This is a genomic window from Chitinimonas sp. BJYL2 (assembly GCF_027257935.1).
Taxonomy (GTDB): domain Bacteria; phylum Pseudomonadota; class Gammaproteobacteria; order Burkholderiales; family Chitinimonadaceae; genus Chitinimonas.
Genome location: NZ_JANZKW010000003.1, coordinates 301,022 through 324,125 on the forward strand (window position 1 = coordinate 301,022; position 23,104 = coordinate 324,125).

Below are 23,104 nucleotides of genomic sequence, written 5' to 3' on the forward strand. Positions count from 1 at the left end.
TCCAGTCGCAGGATTTACTCAGAGGTCACCATGAACAAACACAGCGAATCCAACACCCATCACGGCGCCAGCAAAACCGATGGCATCGATCCGAAAACTGGCGAACACAAAGCCATACCCAACCCTAACCCGTATGAGCCGGCATCGGTGCCCGGGCCGAAGCAGCCGCTAACGGAACCGACCGATACCCCGCCGATTAAAGGACCGGTGAAAGATGAGTCGACCACCGACGCCGTACACCAGGAAACGGCCCGTACAACGCGCGCCGTCAAACAGGGAACCGAACAATTCCTCGGGTATTCGCAATTGATCACCCTGGCAACCAGTGACGTGATTCAGCGGTACTTCACGACCATTGAACGCAACACACAGCGCTATTGCTACGCGATCAATGCCTATCTGGATGCATTCCGGGACGAGCTTACCCATCTTGGACATGATGACGAGGACGACCAGGATGCCGCACGTCGCTCATCGGCTATGCCTTATGCGCAACGCGCAAGGGCAGACAGCGGGCGTAGCGATACCCGCTCGCAGAACTCGCGCACCTAGGTATTGCCGTCTTTTCCTGGCCGCTCTGATACCGATGCGGCAATAAGGTTAGGCCCTGCCATCTACTCGTCATCCAACCAGGAGGCCGGTAGTTTGCGGGGCCTTTTCATGTCCTGCCGTACCGCTATCTCGCAGCAGGCGGGGCAGGTGGGGCCCAGGGCTGCGCAGGGTTCGTTAGCGTACCGACAGTGGCTTTAATCAGGCCGATTGTCGACGCGTCGTACCCATCCTGACGTGCCGCATCCCGCGGCAGCAGGAATCGCTGAGAGGTCATGAATATGTCTACCCAAAAGAACACCCCCACCGAAGCAGGCAAGACCGCTGCCCCGAGCACCAAGTCGGATTCAAAAACCGATTCAGCCAAACAGTCGTCCAGTAGCGCCAAGACGAGTCCCAAGCCTGCTACCAATCAACAGGCCAAGTAGTGTTGTTCCCCGTTATGCCCCGGTGTAACGGGGGCCGCTCGCCCGCTTGCAAGCTGCGTCTCCGGTTGCAGGCCCACCTAGGAGGTGATCATGAACAAACCCGGTGAATTAAGTGTGCCTTACACGATGACCGATACCCTGAATGCAGCACAACTGACCGCCAGCACCATGTCATGGGGGGCAATACTGGCAGGCGCTGCGGCTGCCGCGGCCTTGTCCTTGATTTTGCTGCTGCTGGGCGTGGGCCTTGGCTTGTCGTCGGTTTCTCCCTGGGTAAATCGCGGCGTAAGCGCAACGACCCTCGGGGTTTCTACCATTCTCTGGCTAGCCTTCACCCAACTGCTGGCATCGGGCGTTGGCGGCTATCTGGCGGGCCGACTGAGAAACAGCTGGGTCGATGTCCGTACCGACGAAGTCTACTTTCGTGATACGGCGCATGGCTTTCTTGCCTGGGCAATCGCTTCGCTGGTCACGGCTTCGTTGCTGACCTCTGCGGTGGGTGCCGTGGTCAGTGGTGGCGCCCAGGCAGGCGGAGCACTTGCCAAGGAGGCGACCTCCGCGGCAATGACGGCTACGTTGGGTTCGGGCACGGCCCGAGCGGAGGGCGAAGCTGCGGTGTTGCCCTATTTTGTGGATAGCTTGTTTCGCCAGGAGCGTACGCCGACCGCCGGCACGAATGCCGTCAATAGCAACGATGCGGTATCCCTTACTCCGCTGGCACCGCTTTCCACAGCCGTTAACTATGAAATCACCCGCATCGTGATGACCGCCCTGCAGGCGGGCAGCCTAGCCCCGGAAGACCTCAGCTACTTGGGTCAGGTGGTCGCAATACACACGGGTCTGAACCAGCAAGCGGCTGAGAAACGGGTGGGCGAGACGTTCGCACGCCTGCAAGCGACTCTGGGCGCCGCAGAAACCACGGCCCGGGATGCCACTGACCGTGCACGAAAGGCTGCAGCCAACGCAGCTCTGTGGCTCTTCATCTCGCTGCTGATAGGCGCATTTTTTGCCAGCTTGGCAGCGACGCTTGGTGGTCGTCAACGTGATCACTGATCACCCTTCCACTCATTCGTAAAGGAGGTCGCCGTGCGCTCGCTACTGCTGTTTTTCCTGGGTGTTCCCATCCCCATCATCATCCTGATTGCCCTGTTCTTTCGGTGATCGCGGTTAATCTTTCACTCAATACAATGGAAAAAGCCATGACAACTGTCACCAGCAAACCTAGCAAGCTCGATAGCCTGCCCAAAGCACAAGACGCTACCGTGCTATTGCGGGCAGACCACACCTTGGTCAGCGGTCTTTTTGCCGACTATGAAAAAAAGCCCTCGCCCGTCAAGAAGAAGCAACTGGTTGCGCAGATCTGTGCCGAGCTCAGCGTACACGCCCAAGTTGAGGAGGAAATCTTCTATCCCGCCGTCAAACGAGCCTTGCATGACAAGGAGCTGGTTCCCGAGGCTACGGTAGAGCACGCCACTCTCAGGGCGCTGATCGCAGAGGTAGAAGGCGTGGAGCCTGATGGTGAAATGTTCGATGCCAAGATCAAGGTGTTGGGTGAGTACGTGAAGCATCACGTCAAGGAAGAGCAGAACGAAATGTTTCCCAAGGCCAAGTCCACCAATCTGGATATGACCAAACTGGGAGCGGAAATTGCCGAGCGCAAGAAAGCCCTGTTTGCCGAACGCAGTCCGGATGACTTTCCTGTTTGAACCGGACTTTAGGCTGTATTGCCGTCAATGAGAGGGAAAGGCGCGAGATGGACGAACGTTGGCTAAACAGGCTGCAGGAAGCAACCCGACTAACAGCTCAGGGCAGTGTGATGGAGGCAACGGCGCTGATACAGCGGGCCCTGCGTAAGGACCCGCCTGTGATTGCCGCAAAGGTCGCGTCGCTTGACGGGGCGGCACCGATCGAAGGCGTTTTTCATGTGGTTGATACCGACACCGTGCTGCGAGGCGAGGTGTTGGTTGACACACCACCTTACAGACGTGCGCGCGGCACTTTCCCCGTGCATGAGGTGCCTGGCTTTATCGACGGTACTTACCGTTGTGCAGCAGGTAGTCGTAGTTACAAGCTCTATGTTCCCGGTGGCTATCAGGGTCAGTCCTTGCCTTTGATCGTGATGCTGCACGGGTGCACTCAGCAGCCTGATGACTTTGCTGCCGGTACGCAGATGAATGGGCTCGCAGAGAAGCATTCATGTTTCGTGCTCTATCCCGCTCAGTCCGGCGAGGCTAATAGCCACCGTTGCTGGAACTGGTTCAAGGAGGCAGACCAGATGAGGGACAGTGGCGAACCCGCCATTCTGGCGGGGATGACGCAAGATATCGTGCGCCAATACCAGATTGATTCGCGCCGGGTTTTTGTAGCCGGTTTGTCCGCGGGCGGTGCCATGGCCGTCATCATGGGGACCACTTATCCCGATCTGTTTGCAGCCGTTGGCGTGCATTCCGGCCTGCCTTATGCTGCAGCGAGCGATATGACGTCCGCACTGCACGCCATGCACCACGGTAAAAGTCACCAAGGGGCGTGCTTACAAGGCTGGAAAGGACGACCAACCATCGTGTTTCATGGCGATCAGGACAAGACGGTGCATCCTGTGAATGGTGAAAAACTCGCCAAACAGGCCGAGTCAGCCTTGCGGGCCAAAGCCAAGGTACCCATCGATTACCCGCCCACTTCACGCCGGCAAGGCAAAGTGAGGCATGGACACCGCTATACGGTCACGGTTTACCCTCATGCGGATGGCCGCCCGATGATCGAGCATTGGCTCATACATGGTGCCGGACACGCTTGGTCGGGCGGGAGCCGCAAAGGCAGTTTTACCGACGCACAAGGACCCGATGCCAGTGAGGAGATGCTTAGATTCTTCTTGGAGCAATCTCCGAGCTGATAGCCCAACCGGGATATGCGCGTCCTTTACCCAGCCTGACTGCAATGAGAGCGCCCGGTCAGGCATCCTTGTGATCCCTTAGTTCATGGGAGGCATGCCGCTACAGAGGCGCAGTTCGGTGATCAGGCTGTCGGCATCGAGCGAGCCTGTTTTCTGTTGCAGCACGCGCAGGCAACCAGTGAGCCATTCATATTGGATGGCGCTGCTGCCATGGTGGCTCAGCAGCCAGTTTGCAAGCCGGCATTCCATATCGTTGAATCCGTAAACCTGCCGCCAGAGGATATCCGGGCTCGCATGGTTTTGCCCAAGTACCAGCAGGAGGGCGTGTTGCCCGGTACAGGAGGCCTGTTCGCGCCAGGTTGGTGGCAGCGGCAGGCAGATCAGTCGGGCATGGAGTTGGCTGAGACGCAGACTGCTTGGGTGCATGGGGCCCAGCCGGCCGCTGGCATTGGCCACTGCCACACCCAGCGCCGTGCCCAGGTCGGCAACGGCAAGCCGCTGGTCGCGCATGACCATGCCGCTCCCGCCATGCAGCAACAGGCTGGCCGCGACATTGGTGTGCACGATCCGGCAATCCGCATCCACAATCATCAGTGCGGCGTGACCTTGTCCAGTCCAGTGGCGCTCCCGCGATCCGGACAGGGGAAGTGATACGGCGGGACTCTGGTGTATTGGCAGCTGGGTCGTCATGCGCAATTCCTCCTGAATGCGCACGGTACGCCTGCTCAAGCCAGCTTGTCGTCCACCGTTTGGGTGAAAATCCGCTGTTAAAAATCCCGTCTGCGACGAACGGCGGGGGAATGCCAAGCCAAGCGCCGACTGGTGGCTCAGGCCGCCTGCTGCGCTGCCAGCCAGCCATAGAGCCGGCTGTTGTCGCTCCAGGCTACGTTGAAGCGGAAGTGCCGGCTGTCTTCGCCATCGGGCAGATAGAACCGGCCCGGCGCCAGCGCGATGCCTGCGGCGGCGGCGGTGCGGGTCAGTTTGGCGGGGTCCAGGCCGGCCGGGGCTTCTGCCCACAGGAACAAGCCGCCTCCGGGTTGATGGAACAGTGACCAGCCCAGTTCGCCAAGGCGTTTGCCTACCCGTTGCTGCGCCTCGCTCAACCGTTCCCGCAGCCGCTCGAGGTGAGCGCGGTGGTGGCCATCACTCAGCATGGCGAGTACACAGGCATCGAGGATTTCGGAGCCGGTGAGCCCGGCGGCCATGCGTAACTGGGTGGCGCGCGCGCTCAGGGCCGGGCTCGCGGCCAGGTAGCCCAGACGCAAGGCAGGTGACAGGGTTTTGGAAAAACTCCCCAGATAGATCACCCGGTCCAGGCCATCCAGGCTGGCCAGTGTGGGCGATGGGCTGGCCAGCAGATCGGCAAACGGGTCGTCTTCCACCACATGGAAATCATGGCGTTCTGCCAGCTTGAGTATCTGATGTGCAGTCTGAGCCGTTGTGCTGGTGCCGGTAGGGTTGTGCAGGGCGCTGTTGGTAAAGAAGGCAACCGGACGATGACGGCTGGCCAGCTCGGCCAGCGCTGCAATGTCCGGGCCGTTGGCGGTGCGCGGCACCCCGCGGATCAGCGCCCCGTGGCTTTGCAGTGCGGCCAGCAAGGTGGAGTAGCCGGGGGCATCGACGAGCACGGTATGACCGGGTTTGACCAGCAGGCGGATTGCCAGATCCAGCCCCTGGCTGGCGCCGTGGGTCAGCACAATCTGCTCGGCAGGTGCCTCGATTCCCCTGAGCGCGAGCCGCCATTGCAGTTGCTGGCGCAACTCGGGTAGCCCTTGCGGATGTCCGTAGCGGGTCAGCTGTTCACCGGGCGCCTTGGCCAACTGCCGCAGGGCACTGCGTACGCCATCCTCGAATAGCCAGTCTGGCGGCAACCAGCCGCTTCCCGCCGGTAGATCCAGGGCTTGGTCTTCATAGACCCGGCTGAGTAGCCAGGCATCATCCACCGGCGCGCGAGCCGGTGCGCGTGCGCCAGCGGCGTGCCGGGCCGATACAAAATAGCCGCGAGCGCGCTCGGCATGAATCCAGCCGGCAGCGACCAGCCGGTTGTAGGCTTCGGCCACCGTGAAAGGGCTGACGGCGAGCGTGCGTGCCAAGCCGCGAACCGAGGGCAGGCGCGCATTCTCGGCCAGGATGCCGCGTTCAATCTTGGCGATCAGCCCCTGTACGATCTGTTCGGTCAGCGGGGTGGGGGCGGCAGGATCCAGTGGCAGCATGGCAGACATCCAATACGGTATGTCTGCCAGTGTATCGGCCTGTGGTGGTGGATGTCAGTACAGTCAGGTGTGGCGCAGAGCTTTGGTCACTGGTCGTGCATCAGGTCGCGGGCCGGGTCGCGGCGCGTGCCGGCATGGCCTTGGCTTCCAGTTCGCGCACATGCGGGATGAGTTTGTTGACCGAGTCGAGGAAGGCCGCCGAGATGACTTTGCCCTCGTTGGTATTGGTCCAGCCGGCCATGCCGGCACCGCCGGAAAGACCGACGATCAGGCCGGCGGCCCCCAGATCGGTGGCTTTGGCTGAGCCTTCGGCGCTGACCAATTGTTCGGTGGTCTGGGTATCGGTCAGGGTCAGCACCACCTGCGCTTCCTTGAACTTGACCTTGTCGGCCAGGCCAGCGAACTGGCCAATGACCGGAATCCGCGCCAGGATGCCTTCCAGCTCGCCGCCGGCGTTCTGTTCCGAGAACACCAGGGTCGGCGTGAGCACGTACTGGGCTTCCAGCACATTGCCACGAGGGTTCACGGTGGTCTCCTTGCGGGTCAGGCCGCTTTCCTGCAAGTCCAGCTCCTGCTTGGTGCCTTTGAGACCCAGATTGCGGTCCACCACGCGGAAGCAGCCGCTCTGTTGCAGCATCAGCCGGACCAGCGGCACGGGCGACTCAGGCAGGCGTCCTGCGCCGGCCGTGTAGGTATAGCCGTTGGGATTCTCCATCACCCCCAGGGTGGCAATCGGTGCATCGCACTTTTCGATGGACCGCGTCTCACCCTTGCTGCCGTTCTGTCCGGCCGCTCCCGTCACCAGCCCACCGGCGTTACCGGTTTCGATGCCGCTTTGCTTGCAGCCATTGAGCGAAAGAAGGGACAGGCCCGTCAGCAATGCCAGGGTGAGTTTCATAGCGGTGTAAGCCAGATGAAAAAGTGAGCGGCCATCTTACCCCACCGGCCAGCCCTGATTGATACCGGTATGGTCGGCATTAGTTACGACAATGGCATGTGCTGCCGCGGGCATAAAAAAGCCCCGCACAGGGCAGTGCGGGGCGAGGGTTGCTGCGTCGCGTGGTTTATTGGTTGCGCGGGATGAAATCAACCGACATCTTGAAGTAAGACGCGGCATCCGCATTGCGGCCAGCACCGCTGACGTTGTAGCACTTGGTGGCAGTGATCTTGTCGAAGTAGATCTGGTACTGCACCGGATAGGGCATGGCGGTTGTTGCGCGAGCCTTGCTCTCCCAGGTGGTGTCGTTCACGGTGGTCACACGGCTGTTGCAGAAGTCCTGCGCACGCTTGGTGTAAGCCACGGCATACGGTGCGGTGTTATTGGGGCTGGAGAAGATATCCTTGGTCGCCGACATGGCGCTGCTGTAGTACTCCACGCCGTTGAGCAGCGTTTTGTTGCTCGCCTTGGTGAATACCTCGGTGTAGGGCGCGTAGGTATCGCCCTTGGTCAGGTAGCTGGCCAGTACATCGAGGATCTTCTTGCGGCCGGTGGTGCTGTCGGTGCTGACGATCTTGTTGCGCAGGTCGAAGAGATAGACGCCTCCCTCGCCAATGGCAGTCATCAGCGCACTGCTGGTGTCGGCATTGGTGACGACCAGCGCAGTGTTTTCGTCCACTCCATAGGCAAAGTTCTGCCCGGCATCGAGCGCTTGCCGCACGATACGGCCCTGACGGCCGCGCTGGCCGAAGTGGGTATCGATGGCGCCATAGTTGAACAGCTTGAGACCGCCGCCGTTATCCACGGTCAGGTCAAAAGCCCGCAATCCGGTGCCCGGCGCGGCAACCGTGCCGTAGACCAGCGCGTTGTAGGAATCGCCACCGGTAATCATCGGCACATTCGCCGCTACGGCGGTCCCGGCCGAGGTGCCGGAATACACCACGCTGCCGTTATTGACGCGGGTGCGCAGAATGGCCATTTCGGCCGTATCGGTGCCGTTGGCGTTGATGAAGGCTTCCTTGTGCTTGGCCTGGTTGCCACCGACGAAGTGGATGCCGGTAATCCGGTTCAGATCAGCCTGTACGGTGGTGGCGGGGCTCTGGCAGGCTGCCATCTGCTTGTTGAAGAGATCGGTGTAGCGACGCGCCACGTCAAAGTTGCCGTATTCGGTCTCCACCTTGGCCTGCAGGGTGCCGCAATTGCCCAAGGCTTTGCGCCAGGCGGTATCAACGGGAATCCACACCACTTCCTTGGCGCCGGCGGCCTTGTAGAACTTCTCGTTGAACTTGTACGAGAAGTAGCCATCGGCCGTGGAGGCAGTGACCACGCCGATCACCGCGTTGCCTGTGCCCACATTGCTTTCGGCCAGCTGGATGAAGCGATTGGTGTAGGCCACGTTGTGCGCATTGGTGGCGCTGTAGTTCACTTCGATGGTATTGCCGTTGGCCAGTTGCGCCACTTCAGAGTAGTTGAGCACTGCGTAGTACTGATCGTTGCTCAGGCTGTCATACACCGTCGCGCCGAGCTTGCTGTAGAGCATGTCGTCAAAGTCGGTGAAGTTGTACTGGGTGTTGCGGGTGAGACTGGCGAACTTGGTGATCTGGGCCGAGGTGAACAGATCGGTGCGGGCGCGCAGTGCGTTGTATTGCGTGTCGGTCAGCTTGAACAGATCTTCCTTGCGGGCGTTGGCCGACCAGGTCACCGTGCTCGTACAGCTGCTGCTGCCATCGCTGGCGCAGGCACTGTTGCCGCCACCGATCAGGACCAGATTCTTGCCGGCAATGACCGGCGCGCAGAGGGCAATGCTCAGGCTCGCGGCCAACAGCTTGATGTGGCTGTGTTTCATGTCTACCCCTTTGATTCTTTTGGTGATGTAGGCCGCTGGCTGCGGCATCCGCCGTCGCGTTTCACGCTCTGTGATGCATCGCGACCTTGGCGTGTTGGGCGACGAACCCATGCTAGCGATTTCGTTCGGGGCGGATCAGGGGGTGAGACATGGAAATATGTCAAAACGACGTTTTTGGCAGGAAATTGAAATTCGCTGTCGCATGCCTGTATGTCATGGTGACGCGGGCGTTGCATGCAAAAGACAAAGAGCCGGGTAAGGCGGTTACCTATGCCTGAATCAGATTAACTCGTCGCCGGCAGCATTCACATCTCGCATCAAAAGCATCGCCAACCATCGGCGGGAGGCGGTTTCAGTGAAGCCGACGGGGCTGTCGAAATGCGCCGGATTCGCATACGTGCCAAACAGGATGTCCCAGATGGCCAAGTCACCGTAGTTTCGAGCATGGATGTCGAATTCATGGTGCAGGCCATGCATTTCGGGCCGGGGAATGATCCAGCCCAGCCAGCGCGGGGTGGAGATATTCCAGTGCTGAAAAATGCTGATGACGGCGAGTAGCGCGGTAACCATTGCAGCTACCTCGGATGCCAGTCCGAGCAGCACCGAGCCCACCGTCACCCCAATAGCGGTCTTGATGACCACTTCGACCGGATGAACCACGAAAGCGCCTGCCACATCGATACGCCTTGCGCTGTGATGAAGCTGATGGCCGAGGCGCCAAAACAGGTTGAAACGATGTTCTGCGCGATGCCACCAATAATGCACCAGTGATGTGGTCAGCAGACCGATAGGCAAGCCCCACCATCCAATTCCGCTCAGATTCAACAGTCGCATCGAGGAAAAGCCTGTTGCGGCCAACAACGGCGGCATCAGCGAACCGACGATGGCTGTCAGTATGAAGAATCCGATTCCCAGCGCGTTCCAGTGCGGGATGGATACATAGCTACGCGCGGCGCGGGTTCTTTCCAGTAGCCACATCAGAGCAAATGCGGTGGGCACGAGCAATGTTGCAAGCGTATGCATTGCTTGGGTAACGGTCATGACTTTCTCCTGAGGGGGTATAGGTGTCTGGAATCTGGGTGCAACGGGTGCGGAAGCAGTGAATAGAGGTGCATTTGTGCACCCAAATGCACATATTGAGCTAAATAAATGCCGTCGAACTGGCGACGGCATAGCCGAATCTGAACTAGGGGCAGCAGCTTGGGGCAAGTTGCCGGAATAGGGCTAACAGTGATTCCAGCTGACGTACAACACCCGCGCCATCAATTTCATAAAAGGTATGGCGTCCTTCCGAGCTTGCCCGTAGCAACCCTGCCAGTTCCAGCGTGCGAAGGTGACGGGCAACGACTGAGCGATCCTGCGGCACCTGGGCTGCAACGGACCCGACATCTTGACGACCATGCAGGATGAGGACCCGCAAGATATCGATGCGCGCAGGCTCCGCTAGCGCCTTGAACAGGGCGCCATCTAGTGCAACTAGACAGGCAGCAACGGCTTCTTTATTTTCCATGAGTGAAGCATACGGGCACATTTATGCCCATGTAAAGGATTAACCAAAACCGGATGGCTGCAACGTTTTCCAAATCGGCTGGGGAACGATGGGCTTGGTTCTGTACTGATCTTGGTGTCGGTACAGATATGTGGCTAGAGGCAGCCAATGTATCTGTTTATTCTCATTGATTTATAAGAGTATCGACGCATGTGCAATCCGTGCTGCGTAGCCCATGCCAGTACGGTTTTCAATACAGTAAACAGCGGAGCCTGCCATGACCGATACTACGCAACTGAACCTGGATCCTTACTGGATGCCGTTCAGCCACAACCGCTATTACAAGCAGGATGCCGCTCACCGCGCGCACCGCATGCTGGCCAAGGCCGAGGGTAGTTACTACTGGACGACCGAGGGCCACAAGCTTTACGACGCGCTGTCGGGGCTGTGGTGCTGCGGTCTGGGGCATCGCCATCCCAAGCTGGTCGAGGCGGTCAAGCAGCAGCTGGATGTGCTCGATTACGGCACAGCCTTCCAGATGGGTACGCCGCAAGTCTTCCAGCTGGCCGAGCGTATTGCCGATCAGGCACCGGCCGGGCTCGATCATGTCTTCTTCTGCAATTCGGGTTCCGAGGCCGTGGATACCGCGCTGAAAATGGCGCTGGCCTACCACCGTGCCCGTGGCGAGGCGCACCGTACCCGTTTTATCGGCCGCGAGAAGGGTTACCACGGCGTGGGCTTTGGCGGTATCTCGGTCGGCGGTATGGTCGCCAATCGCAAGATGTTTGCTGCCGGCATGCTGCAAGGCGTGGACCACCTGCCGCATACGCACAATCTCAAGGAAATGGCCTTCAGCCAGGGCGAACCCGACTGGGGCACGCATCTGGCCGATGAGCTCGAGCGTATCGTGGCCTTGCACGATGCCTCCACGATCGCCGCCGTGATCGTTGAGCCCATGCAGGGCTCGGCCGGCGTGATCGTGCCGCCCAAGGGTTATCTCAAGCGTCTGCGCGAGCTGTGCAGCAAGCACGGCATCCTGTTGATTTTTGACGAAGTGATCTGTGGCTTTGGCCGCATGGGCACCCCGTTCGCCTCACAGTACTGGGATGTAACACCCGACCTGATCACCTTTGCCAAGGGCGTGAACAATGGTCTCGTGCCCATGGGTGGCGTCATTGCCAGCAAGCAGATCTACAACACCTTCATGACTGGTCCCGACCATATGGTCGAGTTCTTCCATGGTTACACCTACTCGGGCCACGCACTGGCCGTAGCCGCGGCCCATGCGGCGCTGGATGTGATTGCCGACGAAGACATCTATGCCCGCGTCAACGCCTTGAGCCCGTTGCTGCAGGAGAGCGTGCACAGCCTCAAGGGCGAAGCCAATGTGATCGATATCCGCAACTGCCAGCTGGCGGCAGCGGTGGAACTGGCCCCCATGGAAGGCAAGCCGGGCATGCGCGCGATCCGTGTATTTGAAGAAGCGCTCAAGCGTGGCGTACTGTTCCGGTTCACGGGCGACATCATCGCCATGGGGCCGACTTTTGTTTCTACCCCGGAAGAGATCGGCCATATGACTGCCGTGCTGGGTGAATCCATCCGCGCTGCGGGTTAAAAACTGGAGCAACAAACATGAGCAAGACCCTGCACCATTGGATCAACGGCGCTGAAGTACCTAGCACCTCGGGCCGCTACAGCGATGTGTTCAACCCCGCCCAAGGCGAAGTCATCGCCCGCGTAGGCTTGGCCACGCCCGATGAGCTGCACACGGCGGTTGAAGCGGCCAAAGCCGCGCTGCCGGCCTGGTCGGCCACGCCTCCGCTGCGCCGGGCGCGGGTGATGTTCAAGTTCAAGGAGTTGATCGAAAAGCATGCCGATGCGCTGGTCGAAGCGATTGCCATCGAGCACGGCAAGGTCAAGGCCGATGCCCACGGCGAACTGATCCGCGGGCTGGAGATTGTGGAATTTGCCTGTGGGGCACCGCATCTGCTCAAGGGCGAGTTTGCCGAGAATGTGGGCACGGGCGTCGATAGCTATAGCCTGCGTCAGCCGCTGGGCGTGGTGGCCGGCATCACCCCGTTCAATTTCCCGGCCATGGTGCCAATGTGGATGTTCCCGCTGGCCATCGTGGCCGGTAACACCTTCATCCTCAAGCCCAGTGAGCGCGATCCATCGGTATCGCTGCTGCTGGCCAAGCTGCTCAAGGAAGCCGGCCTGCCCGATGGCGTGTTCAACATCGTCCAGGGCGACAAGGTGGCCGTGGATGCGATCCTGCATCACCCGGATATCCAGGCGGTGAGCTTTGTCGGCTCTACGCCGATTGCGCAGTACATCTATTCGACCGGCACGGCCCACGGCAAGCGCGTGCAAGCGCTCGGCGGCGCCAAGAACCATATGGTGGTGATGCCCGATGCCGACCTCGACCAGACAGTGGATGCGCTGATGGGCGCCGCCTACGGCTCGGCCGGCGAGCGCTGCATGGCGATCTCGGTGGCGGTGGCCGTGGGTGATGCCGTAGCCGACGCGCTGATCGAGAAGCTCGCGCCCAAGGTGCGTGCGCTCAAGATCGGTAGCTGGGACAGCAGCGCCGATGTGGAAATGGGCCCGCTGGTGACACGCCAGCACCGCGACAAGGTGGCGGGTTACGTTGAAACCGGCATTGCCGAAGGCGCGAAGCTGGTGGTGGATGGCCGCAACCATGTGGTGGCCGGCTGCGAGAGCGGCTTCTTCCTGGGCGGCTCGCTGTTCGACGGCGTGCGCACCGACATGAAGATCTACCAGGAGGAAATCTTCGGCCCGGTGCTGTGCGTGGTGCGCGTGGACTCGTATGACGAAGCTGTGCGTATCACCAACGAACATGCCTATGGCAACGGCACCGCCATCTTCACCCGCGATGGCGATGCCGCGCGTGATTTCGTCAGCCGCATCCAGGTGGGCATGGTGGGCGTGAACGTGCCAATTCCGGTGCCCATGGCCTTCATGAGCTTTGGTGGCTGGAAGCAATCACTGTTCGGCGATCACCACACCTATGGTGCCGAGGCCTTCCGCTTCTATACCCGCCTCAAGACGGTAACGGCCCGCTGGCCGCAATCGATCCGCGCGGGTGCCGAGTTCGTGATGCCCACGATGAAGTAATTGCAGCAGGTCCTCGGCGGAGCCGTGCCGTGCAAATCGATGCACGGCACGGCTCCGCTTGCGTCGTGACCCTGTATTCAGGGCGCGATATAGAGCGGCCCCAGCAACCGGCGCAGCTCGCCACTGGTCTCCAGCTGCTTCATGCCTTGATTGAACGCCGTCATGAACTGGCGGTTGGCCGGATTGGGGTGGCACGCAATCGCGTCCCGGTGCACGGTCAAAGGGTGTTCGCGCTGGTAATCCAGCTGGGCCAGCATGGTCTCGTTGAAGTCGGCGAACAGATCAGGCAGGTAGGCCAGCATCACATCCAGCCGTCCCGTTGCCAGTTTGCGGAAGTTCACCCGGTCTTCCTGCACCCGTTCAATCTGCCAGGCCGGATCCTGTTTGATTCGTTCGTAATGTGCCCCGTATGTCAGCCCGTAGCGCGCACCGATGCGCAGGCCTGCCGTGTCTTCCAGGCGGCTGAAGGTGCGCTCTCCCTTGCGGCTGAACACATAGGACTTGGCGAGGTTGAAGGTATGCGACATCAGCAAGGAGGCTTCGTCGACCTCGGCGAAGAGTGCAGGATCAAAAGGGAAGTAGCACCCTACACGTCCGCGCAGGAACAATTGTTTGGCCCGCTCCGGCGGCATGTACTCGAACCGGACCGGGATACCGGCCTGCTCGCCGGCGCGCTGCAGGATCCGGTCATAAGGGCGAATCCTGCTGGTATCGGCCAGCCCCGGCATCTCGAAAGCCACGATGCGTGGCGAGGGTTCGGCAGCCCCGACCCTTATGCCAGGCAGGAAAACCAGGCATGCCATCAGCAGCAGGGGTGGGATGAGCTTCAATGCGCGTCCTTTCAGGTCTGCCCGCCTATGCTGCGAGCGTCACGATTGATGTCCCTAGGTATAGCTGTCCGCCGTGCGCCTTGCCATCTACCCCATGGCCATGGCGGGTAACGGTGGATGCCGGGCAGGGGACCCGCGTTGGCTGACCCGCCTGGCCGCGGCAGCCTTAACCGCCTGCACACGGGCGATCCGCTATTGGCGCACGGCCTACTGTCTCCTACACTGTCTGGGGATTAGTCGGCCGAGGGTAGAGAGGATGAGTGCTTGCCGGGCGAGCTTGCTGCTGCAGCGTTGCGTATGGCTAGGACTCGCCGTGCTGGGTGTGGCGGGCGAGGGGCCGTGCACGCAGCTGATTGCATCGGGCAATCCGGAATACCCCCCTTATCTCTGGCGTGATCCACTGGATGAGAACCGCTTGATCGGTGCCAACGCCAAGCTGATGGCGCGGCTGTCCGATGAAATCGGGATACCGATTCTGGTCAAGTACGCCGGGCCTTGGGGGCGTGTGCAGGAAGAAACGCGGGCAGGCAGGGTGGATTTGATTGCGGGGGCGTTCTTCACCTTGCCGCGGCTGGATTACATGGATTACTTCCAGCCTGCCATCACCCGCACCCGTACGGTGATCTGGAGCCAGCAGGGTCGCAAGATCCATTATACGAAGTGGCGAGATCTGGTAGGTCACCGTGGACTCACCGTCATCAACAACAGCTTTGGCGAAGCGTTTGATCGCTATGCCGAAAAGCACCTCAAGATCGAGAAAGTGGCCCGTCTGGAGAGCGCCTTGCGCATGCTCTCGATCAATCGCGGTGACTATGTGATCTACGAGGAAGAGCCCGGCAAGGCGTTTGCAGCCCGCCTCAATCTCAAGGGTCTGGTGGCGGCACAGGTGCCAGTGAGCCAGGAAGACCTGTTCCTGACCTTCTCCCACAACTCGCGCTGCAACACGGGCGCCTTGCGCGGCAAGATTGCCCGGGCGATGCACAAGCTTGCGCAAGAGAACGTGATCGAAGCTTTGCTCAAGGAGGGCATCCAGCAATGGCGTGCCCAGGAAGACTAGGCCAGCAGGCCTGATCCCGCCGGGCTAGAACATGCCCTTGCGGGAGCCGGAAAGAATGCGCGCCCAGTAACGATTGCGTTGCTCGCTGTTCTCTACCGGTTGCAGCCAGACAATCCGGTCTTTATCGCGTATCCCTGGCCAAGGCTCCTGCGTATTGGCGAGCCCCTGACGCTCGGTCAGGATATGGCCCACCTCGACGCTGCTCATATGGTTGATCCACGCAGCGGCCAGATTGCGGTCACTGGCGCCACGCAACATGGCCCAGCAATCGAGCCAGGCGAGCGCCCCTTCCTTCGGTATCACATAGCCGACATCGAACCCGGCCTTCTTGAGCAGCCGTACCTGCTGGCTGCCGAAGTTTCCGAACATCAGGGCAATGTCGTGATTCCGGAACAAGGTAACGGCATCATCGGGCGAGCTATAAAAATGGGGCCGATTGGCACGTAGCGCCACCAGCCGGTTCACCACCCGGGGAAATTGCGCCTGACTGATCTGGAAAGGATTGCCCGTACCCATGACCAGCGCGGTGAGGCTGAAGTTATGGGGGCTGCCCTCATGCAGGGCGATGCGTCCCTGGTATTGCTTGTCCCACAGCGCTGCCATGGAGGTGGGGGGCGTACTGATCAGCCGTTTGTTGTAGATCAGACCCATTTCCGAAAACGTGAACGGCACGGCATAGCGTGAGCCGGCGCGGCTGATGCCTTTGACCTGATGAAAGCGTTTGAGCTGCTGCTGGATATTCGGGATCTGCGCCAGCGGCAAAGCCTGTACTAGTTCGAAATCGATCAGTCGTTGCAATTCGGCCGTATTGACTGCGACGACATCGAAATCCTGGCCATCATGGAGGCGAACCTTTTCCCACAGGGCGTCGTCGGTATCCACAAAGGTGACATCAACCTTGGCGCCGGTCTGCTGCTCGAACGCGCTCACCACATCCGGATCGGCATAGCCGGGCCACGCCAGGACGCGCAGGCGGCCTTCCGCCTCAGCCAGCAAGCTGCAGGCCGCGATGACAGTCAGCAAGGTGAGTTTGACAAGCTGCATGCTTCCAGCTTAACAAAGCGTTTCGGGCTTGTCTGTGTCGGCGCAGGCCCGTATCCCGGTGCGCGATCCGCGCGGGGGCAAGCAGCCGGCAGGACCGCCTGATCAGGAGCCAACCTTGCGTCGCCTAACCCTTACCCTGCTGACCCCCTTCGTGGCCTTGCCGCTTTGTGCTGCGGAGGCCAAGCGGCCTACCCCGGCCGAGATCATCAAGCAATCGCCGGCCAGCGACTGGCGCGGGCTGGACCCTGACAACACGGTGCTGATGAACGTGAACGGTACCGATGTAATCATGGAGCTGGCACCGCGGTTTGCGCCACGCCATGCCGCCAACATCCGTACCCTCACACGCGAAGGCTATTTCGACGGTCTAGCGGTGATCCGGGTACAGGATAACTTTGTGAGCCAGTGGGGCGACCCGGCAGACGATGATGACACCAAGTCCCCGGCGAAAACCCTGGGCAGTGCCGACAAGAAGCTGCCGGCTGAATTCTCGATCGCCTACAAAGGACTACCGATTAGCAAGCTGGGCGATGCGGACGGCTTTGCGCCGGTATCGGGATTTGTGGACGGGTTTCCGGTTGCGGCAGACCCCAAGCGCAATCGCGCCTGGATTGCCCACTGCTATGGCGTGGTAGGGGCGGGACGGGGTAACGAAGTGGACAGCAGCACCGGTGCCAGTCTGTACGCGATCATCGGCCATGCGCCTCGTACGCTGGACCTGAACATCACTGTCGTGGGCCGCGTCATCAAGGGCATGGAAGCGCTGTCGGCATTGCCACGAGGAACAGGCGCGATGGGCTTTTACGAGAAGCCCGAGCAGTATGTGCCGATCCGGCAGGCGCGTTTGCTGAGCCAGCTACCCGAGGCCGAGCGTCCCGCGCTGGAAGTGCTGCGTACCGAGAGCAAGACCTGGCAGCAACTGGTCGAGGCCCGTCGTCGCGGCACCAGCGACTGGTATGTCTACAGTGCTGGTCATACCAATATCTGCAATATGACGGTGCCGACCCGCCCCAAGGCAGCGCCGGCCATGCCCTGACCGGGTTCAGCCGTGTGCGCGGTGTCGGCCCAGTTGCACACCGGCCGCCACCGCTACCTCGCTGGCCAGCGTGACCCACTGACCGGTGGCGGCTTGCAAGGCATCGCTGGCGGCACCGTGTACCTGACACGCCAGGCGCGCCGCGTCCCAAGGGCTCATGCCCTGTGCCAGCAATGCGGCAAGCAAGCCACTGAGTACATCGCCCTGGCCGCCATTGGCCAAGGCGGCACTGCCGGTGTCGTTCACCGCCGTGTGGCTACCGTTGTCGATCACGCTACCTTGTCCCTTGAGGATGGCGGTCACCCCCAGGCCATTGGCCAAGGCCCGCGCGGCGTCATAGCGCTTTGCCTGGATGGCCTCGGTGGTGCAACCCAGTAGTCGTGCGGCCTCCGCGGGGTGAGGGGTGATCACGGTCGGCACACCCCGCGCGTACAACGCTGCGCGCAGAGCGGCATCACGGGCAATCAGGTTCAGTGCATCGGCATCCACTACCAAGGGACAAGCGCTGTGCAGTGCGGCGTCCAGCAAGACAAGGGCGGCGGGGTCCGTGCCCAGACCGGGGCCGATGACCATCACATTGGCTGCGGCCATCTGCCGGGCATCGGCAGCAGCCAGCATCAGCTCGGGCTGTAGAGGATCAAGCGCGACGCGGTGGTCGAGCAGGCCGATATGCACCTTGCCTGCGCCTGCATGGGCCGCCGCTCGGCCCGCAAGCAAGGCAGCACCGGCCATGCCGGGTGCGCCGCCCACGATCAGCACGCTGCCGAAGCGGCCTTTGTGGCTATCCCGCACGCGTCGGGGCAGGGTGATGCCATGGCAATCGCAGACGGCAGGCATGGGGAAATAGCGGGCATCCAGTCCTAGCGTATCGGTGTGCCGCTCACCGGCGTGATCCGGGCCGGCACCGGTCAGCAGCCCACGCACGGGCGCCATCATGCTCAGGGTCCAGCGGGCGAGGATGGGTCGCCCCAGCGCCGCACCGCTATCGGCATGCAGGCCGCTGGGTACATCCAGCGCCAGCACCGGTTTCCCCATCGCATTGATCTGATCGACCAGCGTCTGCCAAGTGTCATCGAGCGCGCGGTTCAGGCCGATGCCGAACAGGCCATCCACCACGACTTGCCAGCCGGCATCCACCAGCTTGGTACTGCAGGTACCGCCCGCGTCCAGCCAGGCGGCATGGGCTGCGGCGGCATCGGCAGGCAAGCCTGCAGGTCCGACAGGCAACAGCACCTCGACCGCCATGCCGCGCTGTTTGAGCAGGCGGGCACAGACCAACGCATCGCCGCCGTTGTTGCCGGGGCCGGCCAGGCACAGCACGTGGGCGGCGGGGCCGAAACGGGCGCAGATGAACCGGGCTGCCGCAGCGCCAGCAAGCGGCATCAGCGACAGGCCTTCATGCGTGGCGCGTTGTTCCATGTCGCGGAGCTGGGAGACGGTGTAATACATGGCGGTACGATCCGTGGCGATGTCCTTACTTTAGCGTGCTCCATCGTACAGGGCGCTACAATCGCGGCATCGGCCCCCTGCCTCCTCCCATGAATCGTCCACGACTCCTGATCCTGCACGCCGGCCAGCATGATGACGGCCTCGCTGCCCGCGTTGCGTTGGCAGCCCGTGATGGCGCAGCGGCGACCGGGGAGGCGGACGTGATCATGCTGCGTGCCGCTGAAGCGGGTATCGAGGACTTGCTGGCGGCTCAAGCCCTGCTCTTGGTTACCCCGGAAAAATTTGGCTACATGGCCGGCCTGCTCAAGGATTTTTTCGACCGGACCTTCTATCCCGCGCAAGGCAAAGTGGCAGGTTTGCCCTATGCCCTGATCGTGGTCGCCGGGAATGATGGCCGCGGTGCAGTCACGGCAGTCGAGCGGATTGTTGCCGGCTATCCCTTCAAGGCAGTCGCACCGCCGTCGATCTGGCAGGGCGCGCCGACCGAGGCCGACTGGCTGGCCGCACGGGAGCTGGGTGCTGCGCTGGCCAGCGGACTTGCCTTGGGGGTGTTCTGAGCATGGCGGATTCGGCAGCCTGGCCAGAAGGCTGGTGCGTCTATCTGCTCAGCTGCGCGGATGGCAGCCTTTATTGCGGTATCAGCAATCAGCTGCTGCGCCGGGTGCAAACCCATAATGCGGGTAGCGGTGCCCGCTACACCCGCAGCCGCCTGCCGGTAACCCTGGTGTGGGCCGAAGCCTGTGCCGACCGCTCGGCTGCATCGCAGCGCGAGGCCGCCATCAAGCGGCTTGATCGCCCCGCCAAACTGGCACTGATTGCCGCACAGTCCGGGTAAGCCGCCGCCCTTTGGGCTAGCATGCGGTATTGACTGCAAGCCCAAGCCTTGTCCGTGCATTTCCGACACCCCTTCCTCTGGCTGGTCCGTCTGGCGGCCTCGTTTGTCCTGTGCGCCACCGTGCTGGCGTCACCGGCGCAGCCGCTTCGATTGCAGCCTGCTCAGGCGCAGGTTTCGCTGATCGAGCATTTCAGCGTGCTCGAAGACCCGGATCGCACGCTGAGCCTCGACGATGTACTCAGCCCGCAGATGCAAGCGCGCTTCCGGGGTGGCTGGCAGGGCGATTCACTGAATATGGGCCTGACCCGCTCGGCATGGTGGCTGCGCTTTACCGTGCGCAACGATGCACCGCACGCGGTCCAGCGTCTGCTGGAGATCAGCTATGCCCACCATGAGCAGATCGCCCTCTATCAGCCGGAAACCCGCACCCAGATCAAAAGCGGTGGCGAACTGCCCTTTGCCCAGCGCCCCGTCGCCAACCGCTACTTCGTGTTTCCCCTGACCCTGCCGGCAGGCGAGCAGCACAGCTACTACCTGCGCATCGTGTCCGACAGCTCGATGGATGTGCCCGCCCGGCTCTGGACCCCGGAGGCATTTGCCCGCCACGAACGGGCCGATTACATGGCACAGGCGTGGTACTTCGGCCTCGTGATGGCCATGGTGCTCTATAACCTGCTGCTGTTCGTGGCGCTGCGCGACAGCAACTTCCTGCTCTATGTGGCCTTCGGCATCAGTGCTGCCTTGTCGCTGGCTTGCTACAACGGTTTGGCCTACGAGTTCCTCTGGCCCGACTCCCCGGCGTGGGCCAAGATCTCCACCATGATCAGCTTTGCGCTGACCTGTCTGTTCCTGCTGGCCTTCCTGCGCCGCTTGCTGGAAACAGCCCTTTCCGTGCCCGGTCTGGATAAGGTGTTGCGCCTGCTGATGGTGCTGCACGGCGTGCAGATCGTTGGCTTCCTGATCTCGTTCCAGGCCAGCATCAAGCCTGCCATTGCCCTTGATGGCCTTACCATGGTCATGCTTCTGCTGACCGCCGTGGTTTGTTTAAGCCGGCGGCAGCGCGGTGCGGCGTACTTCCTGCTGGCCTTTCTGGTGCTGGCCCTGGCTGCGAGCCTGACCGCCTTGCGCAGCCTTGGTCTGGTGCCCACCAATTTCTTCACCATCAATGGCATGCAGATCGGCTCCGCGCTGGAGATGCTGTTGCTGGCGTTTGCATTGGCTGCCCGTTTCAATGCCCTGCGGCTGGAAAAGGAACAGGCGCAGGCGCAGGCCCTGGCCAGCCATCAGCAACTGGTCGATGCACTCCAGCTATCGGAGCGTGATCTGGAAGCGCGGGTCAGCATGCGCACGCGCGAACTCAGCGCGGCCAATGCGCGCCTGGAGGCTCAGGATGCCGCACTGCGTCAGGCGGTGGAATCGGCCGAGCAGGCCAATCGTCTGAAATCCGAGTTCCTGGCCAATATGAGCCACGAAATCCGTACCCCCATGAACGCCGTGATCGGCATGGCGCATCTGGCCCTGCGCAGCGGGCTGTCGGTGCGGCAGCGCGACTATGTGGGCAAGATCCATCGCTCGGCCCTGGCTTTGCTGCAAGTCATCAACGATTTGCTGGATTTCAGCAAGATCGAAGCCGGCAAGCTTGATATCGAGACGGTACCGTTCGCGCTGGATGACGTGCTGGTCCATGTGGCCACGCTCACCGGGCAGCGCGCCGAGGAAAAGGGTCTGGATTACTGGTTCGATGTCGCCAAGACGGTACCCGCCCAGCTCCTTGGTGACCCGCTCAGGCTTGGGCAGATACTGGTGAACCTGGCCAACAACGCCATCAAGTTCACCGAGCGTGGCGAGGTCAGTATCCGGGTACGGCATGAGGGCATGGCAGGTGAGCGGGCGATGCTGCTGTTCGAGGTATGCGATACCGGTATCGGCATGAGCGAAGCGCAGGCGGCGCGTCTGTTCCAGCCATTTGCTCAGGCAGATGGCTCAACCACCCGTAAGTACGGCGGCACGGGATTGGGCCTGGCGATCTGCAAGCAGCTGGCCGATCGCATGGGGGGTGGCATCAGCGTGGAAAGCGAAGCGGGACAGGGTTCGCAGTTCCGCCTGCGGCTGGGTTTTGTGCCGGTGCAAGCTGATCTGCCGGCCTCACCACCAGCATGCCAGGGCCGCGCGGCCCTAGTGCTCTGTGCCCACGCGCCTACCCGACAGCTGCTGGCCGCTTTGCTGGCTGAGCTGGGCTTGCAAGTTGTGGAAGCGGTGGATGGCGATCATGCGCAGCAAAGTCTGCAGGCAGGGGCCTCGCCCGATTTCCTGTTCTGTGATGTCAGGCAGGCGGGTGCCAGCAAGAAACTGGCACGTGAGGGCATGCGACTGGTCCTTATCTCGGCACTGGGTGATCTGCCCGGTCGCGAGGCGGTGGCCCATGCCTGGTTATTCCGTCCCTTTGTCCGCAGCAGTGTCATCGAAGCCCTCGGACTCGCGCTGGAGAACCCGGATGTCCCCGTGCGCGACAATGCCCCCCCGATGGTGGAACAGCCCCCCCCGGCATCGCCTGACCCTGAGCGGATCAAGGGACATGTCCTGCTGGCCGAGGATAACGAGATCAATCAGCAGATCGTGACCGAGCTGCTGGCAAGCATGGCTTACAGCGCCGATGTGGCTGCCAATGGTGAGGAAGCCTTGGCGCTGCTGGCCGCGCACGCGGCGGACCACTACTGCCTGGTACTGATGGATATGCAGATGCCCCTGATGGATGGCTTTGCAGCTACGGCCGCGATCCGCGCCAATCCACGGTATGCCGGGCTGCCCATCATTGCGCTCACTGCCCATGCCTTACCGGAGGAGCGCGACCGCTGCCTGGCTCTGGGCATGCAGGATTCGCTCACCAAGCCGATGGATCCTGCCCGCTTCCAGGCCGCGGTGGCGCAATGGCAACGCCACCGTGACCCGGCATGGCCGCCCACACCCACGGGTCCGGTCGCCGCACCCGCCCCCAGCGATGCCGACACAGCACTGAGCCGCATTGATGCCCTCAACGCCGAGGCGGCCATTGCACGCATGGGCGGGCAGCAGGCTTTGTATCTGCGACTCTTGCAGCGCCTGCCTGCTACGCTCGAAGGCTTGCTCGCCGAGATTCAGCAGCAGGCCGACCAGGGCAATGACACAGAAGTCGCCCGACTGGCGCACAACATTGCGGGCATGGCGGCCAATCTGGGCGCGGATCAGCTGGCTGGACAAGCGCAGGCACTGGAACATGCCGTCCGCGCAGGTACGGAGGCTGCGGCCTTGCGCATGGCCCTGATCGAGTCCGGGCTGGCGCTGATTGCAGCGCTCGGCACCTTGCCCCGCAACGAGGCCTAGCAGCTT

The 23,104-nt window shown here is 61.6% G+C and carries 21 protein-coding genes; 12 read left to right on the forward strand and 9 right to left on the reverse strand.

What is annotated here, in order from left to right; genetic code table 11:
• Nucleotides 1-30 precede the first annotated feature (30 nt).
• The 5 genes from O9X62_RS11295 (at nucleotide 31) to O9X62_RS11315 (ending at nucleotide 3,867) form a co-directional block, all read left to right on the forward strand.
• Complete coding sequence (locus O9X62_RS11295; protein ID WP_269532959.1) at nucleotides 31-552, forward strand: hypothetical protein; 522 nt, start codon at nucleotides 31-33, stop codon at nucleotides 550-552.
• 272 nt (nucleotides 553-824) lie between these two features.
• On the forward strand, nucleotides 825-977 hold the full coding sequence (locus O9X62_RS11300) for a hypothetical protein (RefSeq protein ID WP_269532960.1): 153 nt from the start codon (nucleotides 825-827) through the stop codon (nucleotides 975-977).
• Between the two features lie 90 nt (nucleotides 978-1,067).
• The gene (locus O9X62_RS11305) at nucleotides 1,068-2,030 is read left to right on the forward strand and encodes a hypothetical protein (RefSeq protein WP_269532961.1); all 963 of its coding nucleotides are present in this window, start codon (nucleotides 1,068-1,070) and stop codon (nucleotides 2,028-2,030) included.
• A gap of 146 nt (nucleotides 2,031-2,176) precedes the next feature.
• The gene (locus tag O9X62_RS11310) at nucleotides 2,177-2,683 is read left to right on the forward strand and encodes a hemerythrin domain-containing protein (protein ID WP_269532963.1); all 507 of its coding nucleotides are present in this window, start codon (nucleotides 2,177-2,179) and stop codon (nucleotides 2,681-2,683) included.
• Nucleotides 2,684-2,730: 47 nt separating this feature from the next.
• Complete coding sequence (locus tag O9X62_RS11315) at nucleotides 2,731-3,867, forward strand: PHB depolymerase family esterase (protein WP_269532965.1); 1,137 nt, start codon at nucleotides 2,731-2,733, stop codon at nucleotides 3,865-3,867.
• A 78-nt stretch (nucleotides 3,868-3,945) separates the two neighbouring features.
• On the opposite strand, the gene O9X62_RS11320 is transcribed toward O9X62_RS11315, so the two are convergent.
• From O9X62_RS11320 to O9X62_RS11345, 6 genes are all read right to left on the reverse strand, one after another.
• A complete protein-coding gene (locus O9X62_RS11320; RefSeq protein WP_269532966.1) occupies nucleotides 3,946-4,557 on the reverse strand; it encodes a hypothetical protein in 612 nt (203 codons plus the stop codon).
• Between the two features lie 137 nt (nucleotides 4,558-4,694).
• A complete protein-coding gene (locus O9X62_RS11325; RefSeq protein ID WP_269532967.1) occupies nucleotides 4,695-6,080 on the reverse strand; it encodes a PLP-dependent aminotransferase family protein in 1,386 nt (461 codons plus the stop codon).
• Between the two features lie 100 nt (nucleotides 6,081-6,180).
• Complete coding sequence (locus O9X62_RS11330) at nucleotides 6,181-6,978, reverse strand: CsgG/HfaB family protein (RefSeq protein ID WP_269532968.1); 798 nt, start codon at nucleotides 6,976-6,978, stop codon at nucleotides 6,181-6,183.
• A gap of 166 nt (nucleotides 6,979-7,144) precedes the next feature.
• Entirely contained in the window at nucleotides 7,145-8,863 is a 1,719-nt protein-coding gene (locus O9X62_RS11335) for a cyanophycinase (protein ID WP_269532969.1), read from the reverse strand.
• A 279-nt stretch (nucleotides 8,864-9,142) separates the two neighbouring features.
• Nucleotides 9,143-9,904 carry a sterol desaturase family protein gene (locus tag O9X62_RS11340; protein WP_269532970.1) on the reverse strand — a complete coding sequence of 254 codons (762 nt, stop codon included), beginning with the start codon at nucleotides 9,902-9,904 and terminating at the stop codon, nucleotides 9,143-9,145.
• Between the two features lie 145 nt (nucleotides 9,905-10,049).
• The gene (locus O9X62_RS11345; RefSeq protein WP_269532971.1) at nucleotides 10,050-10,373 is read right to left on the reverse strand and encodes a helix-turn-helix transcriptional regulator; all 324 of its coding nucleotides are present in this window, start codon (nucleotides 10,371-10,373) and stop codon (nucleotides 10,050-10,052) included.
• Nucleotides 10,374-10,629: 256 nt separating this feature from the next.
• On the opposite strand from O9X62_RS11345, the gene O9X62_RS11350 reads away from it, so the two are divergent.
• Both O9X62_RS11350 and O9X62_RS11355 read left to right on the forward strand, forming a co-directional pair.
• Complete coding sequence (locus tag O9X62_RS11350; RefSeq protein ID WP_269532972.1) at nucleotides 10,630-11,967, forward strand: aspartate aminotransferase family protein; 1,338 nt, start codon at nucleotides 10,630-10,632, stop codon at nucleotides 11,965-11,967.
• 17 nt (nucleotides 11,968-11,984) lie between these two features.
• Nucleotides 11,985-13,487: a CoA-acylating methylmalonate-semialdehyde dehydrogenase gene (locus tag O9X62_RS11355; protein ID WP_269532973.1), complete on the forward strand. Its 1,503-nt coding sequence runs from the start codon at nucleotides 11,985-11,987 to the stop codon at nucleotides 13,485-13,487.
• Between the two features lie 77 nt (nucleotides 13,488-13,564).
• Here the strand turns inward: O9X62_RS11355 and O9X62_RS11360 are convergent, their stop codons facing one another.
• Nucleotides 13,565-14,317: an ABC transporter substrate-binding protein gene (locus O9X62_RS11360; RefSeq protein ID WP_269532974.1), complete on the reverse strand. Its 753-nt coding sequence runs from the start codon at nucleotides 14,315-14,317 to the stop codon at nucleotides 13,565-13,567.
• Nucleotides 14,318-14,573: 256 nt separating this feature from the next.
• Between O9X62_RS11360 and O9X62_RS11365 the strand changes: the two genes are divergently transcribed.
• The gene (locus O9X62_RS11365; RefSeq protein ID WP_269532976.1) at nucleotides 14,574-15,374 is read left to right on the forward strand and encodes an ABC transporter substrate-binding protein; all 801 of its coding nucleotides are present in this window, start codon (nucleotides 14,574-14,576) and stop codon (nucleotides 15,372-15,374) included.
• Between the two features lie 24 nt (nucleotides 15,375-15,398).
• On the opposite strand, the gene O9X62_RS11370 is transcribed toward O9X62_RS11365, so the two are convergent.
• Nucleotides 15,399-16,418, reverse strand: coding sequence for an extracellular solute-binding protein (locus tag O9X62_RS11370; protein WP_269532977.1), 1,020 nt, complete (start codon nucleotides 16,416-16,418; stop codon nucleotides 15,399-15,401).
• Between the two features lie 115 nt (nucleotides 16,419-16,533).
• On the opposite strand from O9X62_RS11370, the gene O9X62_RS11375 reads away from it, so the two are divergent.
• Nucleotides 16,534-17,454 (forward strand): peptidylprolyl isomerase, encoded by a 921-nt coding sequence (locus O9X62_RS11375; RefSeq protein ID WP_269532978.1) that lies wholly within the window; start codon nucleotides 16,534-16,536, stop codon nucleotides 17,452-17,454.
• A gap of 6 nt (nucleotides 17,455-17,460) precedes the next feature.
• On the opposite strand, the gene O9X62_RS11380 is transcribed toward O9X62_RS11375, so the two are convergent.
• A complete protein-coding gene (locus O9X62_RS11380; protein WP_269532979.1) occupies nucleotides 17,461-18,903 on the reverse strand; it encodes an NAD(P)H-hydrate dehydratase in 1,443 nt (480 codons plus the stop codon).
• Between the two features lie 89 nt (nucleotides 18,904-18,992).
• Here O9X62_RS11380 and O9X62_RS11385 point away from each other — a divergent pair, with 89 nt between their 5' ends.
• From O9X62_RS11385 to O9X62_RS11395, 3 genes are read left to right on the forward strand one after another with little or no spacing between them, the layout of a single operon-like run.
• A complete protein-coding gene (locus O9X62_RS11385; protein ID WP_269532980.1) occupies nucleotides 18,993-19,460 on the forward strand; it encodes an NAD(P)H-dependent oxidoreductase in 468 nt (155 codons plus the stop codon).
• A gap of 2 nt (nucleotides 19,461-19,462) precedes the next feature.
• Nucleotides 19,463-19,738: a GIY-YIG nuclease family protein gene (locus O9X62_RS11390; RefSeq protein WP_269532981.1), complete on the forward strand. Its 276-nt coding sequence runs from the start codon at nucleotides 19,463-19,465 to the stop codon at nucleotides 19,736-19,738.
• A 54-nt stretch (nucleotides 19,739-19,792) separates the two neighbouring features.
• Complete coding sequence (locus O9X62_RS11395) at nucleotides 19,793-23,098, forward strand: 7TM diverse intracellular signaling domain-containing protein (RefSeq protein ID WP_269532982.1); 3,306 nt, start codon at nucleotides 19,793-19,795, stop codon at nucleotides 23,096-23,098.
• The last annotated feature ends 6 nt before the right edge of the window (nucleotides 23,099-23,104 follow it).

Excerpts from the sequence above, each read along its gene's own strand:
- O9X62_RS11295 (WP_269532959.1), top strand. The coding sequence starts at position 31 with ATGAACAAACACAGCGAATCCAACACCCATCACGGCGCCAGCAAAACC.
- O9X62_RS11300 (WP_269532960.1), top strand. The coding sequence starts at position 825 with ATGAATATGTCTACCCAAAAGAACACCCCCACCGAAGCAGGCAAGACC.
- O9X62_RS11305 (WP_269532961.1), top strand. The coding sequence starts at position 1,068 with ATGAACAAACCCGGTGAATTAAGTGTGCCTTACACGATGACCGATACC.
- O9X62_RS11310 (WP_269532963.1), top strand. The coding sequence starts at position 2,177 with ATGACAACTGTCACCAGCAAACCTAGCAAGCTCGATAGCCTGCCCAAA.
- O9X62_RS11315 (WP_269532965.1), top strand. The coding sequence starts at position 2,731 with ATGGACGAACGTTGGCTAAACAGGCTGCAGGAAGCAACCCGACTAACA.
- O9X62_RS11320 (WP_269532966.1), bottom strand. The coding sequence starts at position 4,557 with ATGACGACCCAGCTGCCAATACACCAGAGTCCCGCCGTATCACTTCCC.
- O9X62_RS11325 (WP_269532967.1), bottom strand. The coding sequence starts at position 6,080 with ATGCTGCCACTGGATCCTGCCGCCCCCACCCCGCTGACCGAACAGATC.
- O9X62_RS11330 (WP_269532968.1), bottom strand. The coding sequence starts at position 6,978 with ATGAAACTCACCCTGGCATTGCTGACGGGCCTGTCCCTTCTTTCGCTC.
- O9X62_RS11335 (WP_269532969.1), bottom strand. The coding sequence starts at position 8,863 with ATGAAACACAGCCACATCAAGCTGTTGGCCGCGAGCCTGAGCATTGCC.
- O9X62_RS11340 (WP_269532970.1), bottom strand. The coding sequence starts at position 9,904 with ATGACCGTTACCCAAGCAATGCATACGCTTGCAACATTGCTCGTGCCC.
- O9X62_RS11345 (WP_269532971.1), bottom strand. The coding sequence starts at position 10,373 with ATGGAAAATAAAGAAGCCGTTGCTGCCTGTCTAGTTGCACTAGATGGC.
- O9X62_RS11350 (WP_269532972.1), top strand. The coding sequence starts at position 10,630 with ATGACCGATACTACGCAACTGAACCTGGATCCTTACTGGATGCCGTTC.
- O9X62_RS11355 (WP_269532973.1), top strand. The coding sequence starts at position 11,985 with ATGAGCAAGACCCTGCACCATTGGATCAACGGCGCTGAAGTACCTAGC.
- O9X62_RS11365 (WP_269532976.1), top strand. The coding sequence starts at position 14,574 with ATGAGTGCTTGCCGGGCGAGCTTGCTGCTGCAGCGTTGCGTATGGCTA.
- O9X62_RS11370 (WP_269532977.1), bottom strand. The coding sequence starts at position 16,418 with ATGCAGCTTGTCAAACTCACCTTGCTGACTGTCATCGCGGCCTGCAGC.
- O9X62_RS11380 (WP_269532979.1), bottom strand. The coding sequence starts at position 18,903 with ATGTATTACACCGTCTCCCAGCTCCGCGACATGGAACAACGCGCCACG.
- O9X62_RS11385 (WP_269532980.1), top strand. The coding sequence starts at position 18,993 with ATGAATCGTCCACGACTCCTGATCCTGCACGCCGGCCAGCATGATGAC.
- O9X62_RS11390 (WP_269532981.1), top strand. The coding sequence starts at position 19,463 with ATGGCGGATTCGGCAGCCTGGCCAGAAGGCTGGTGCGTCTATCTGCTC.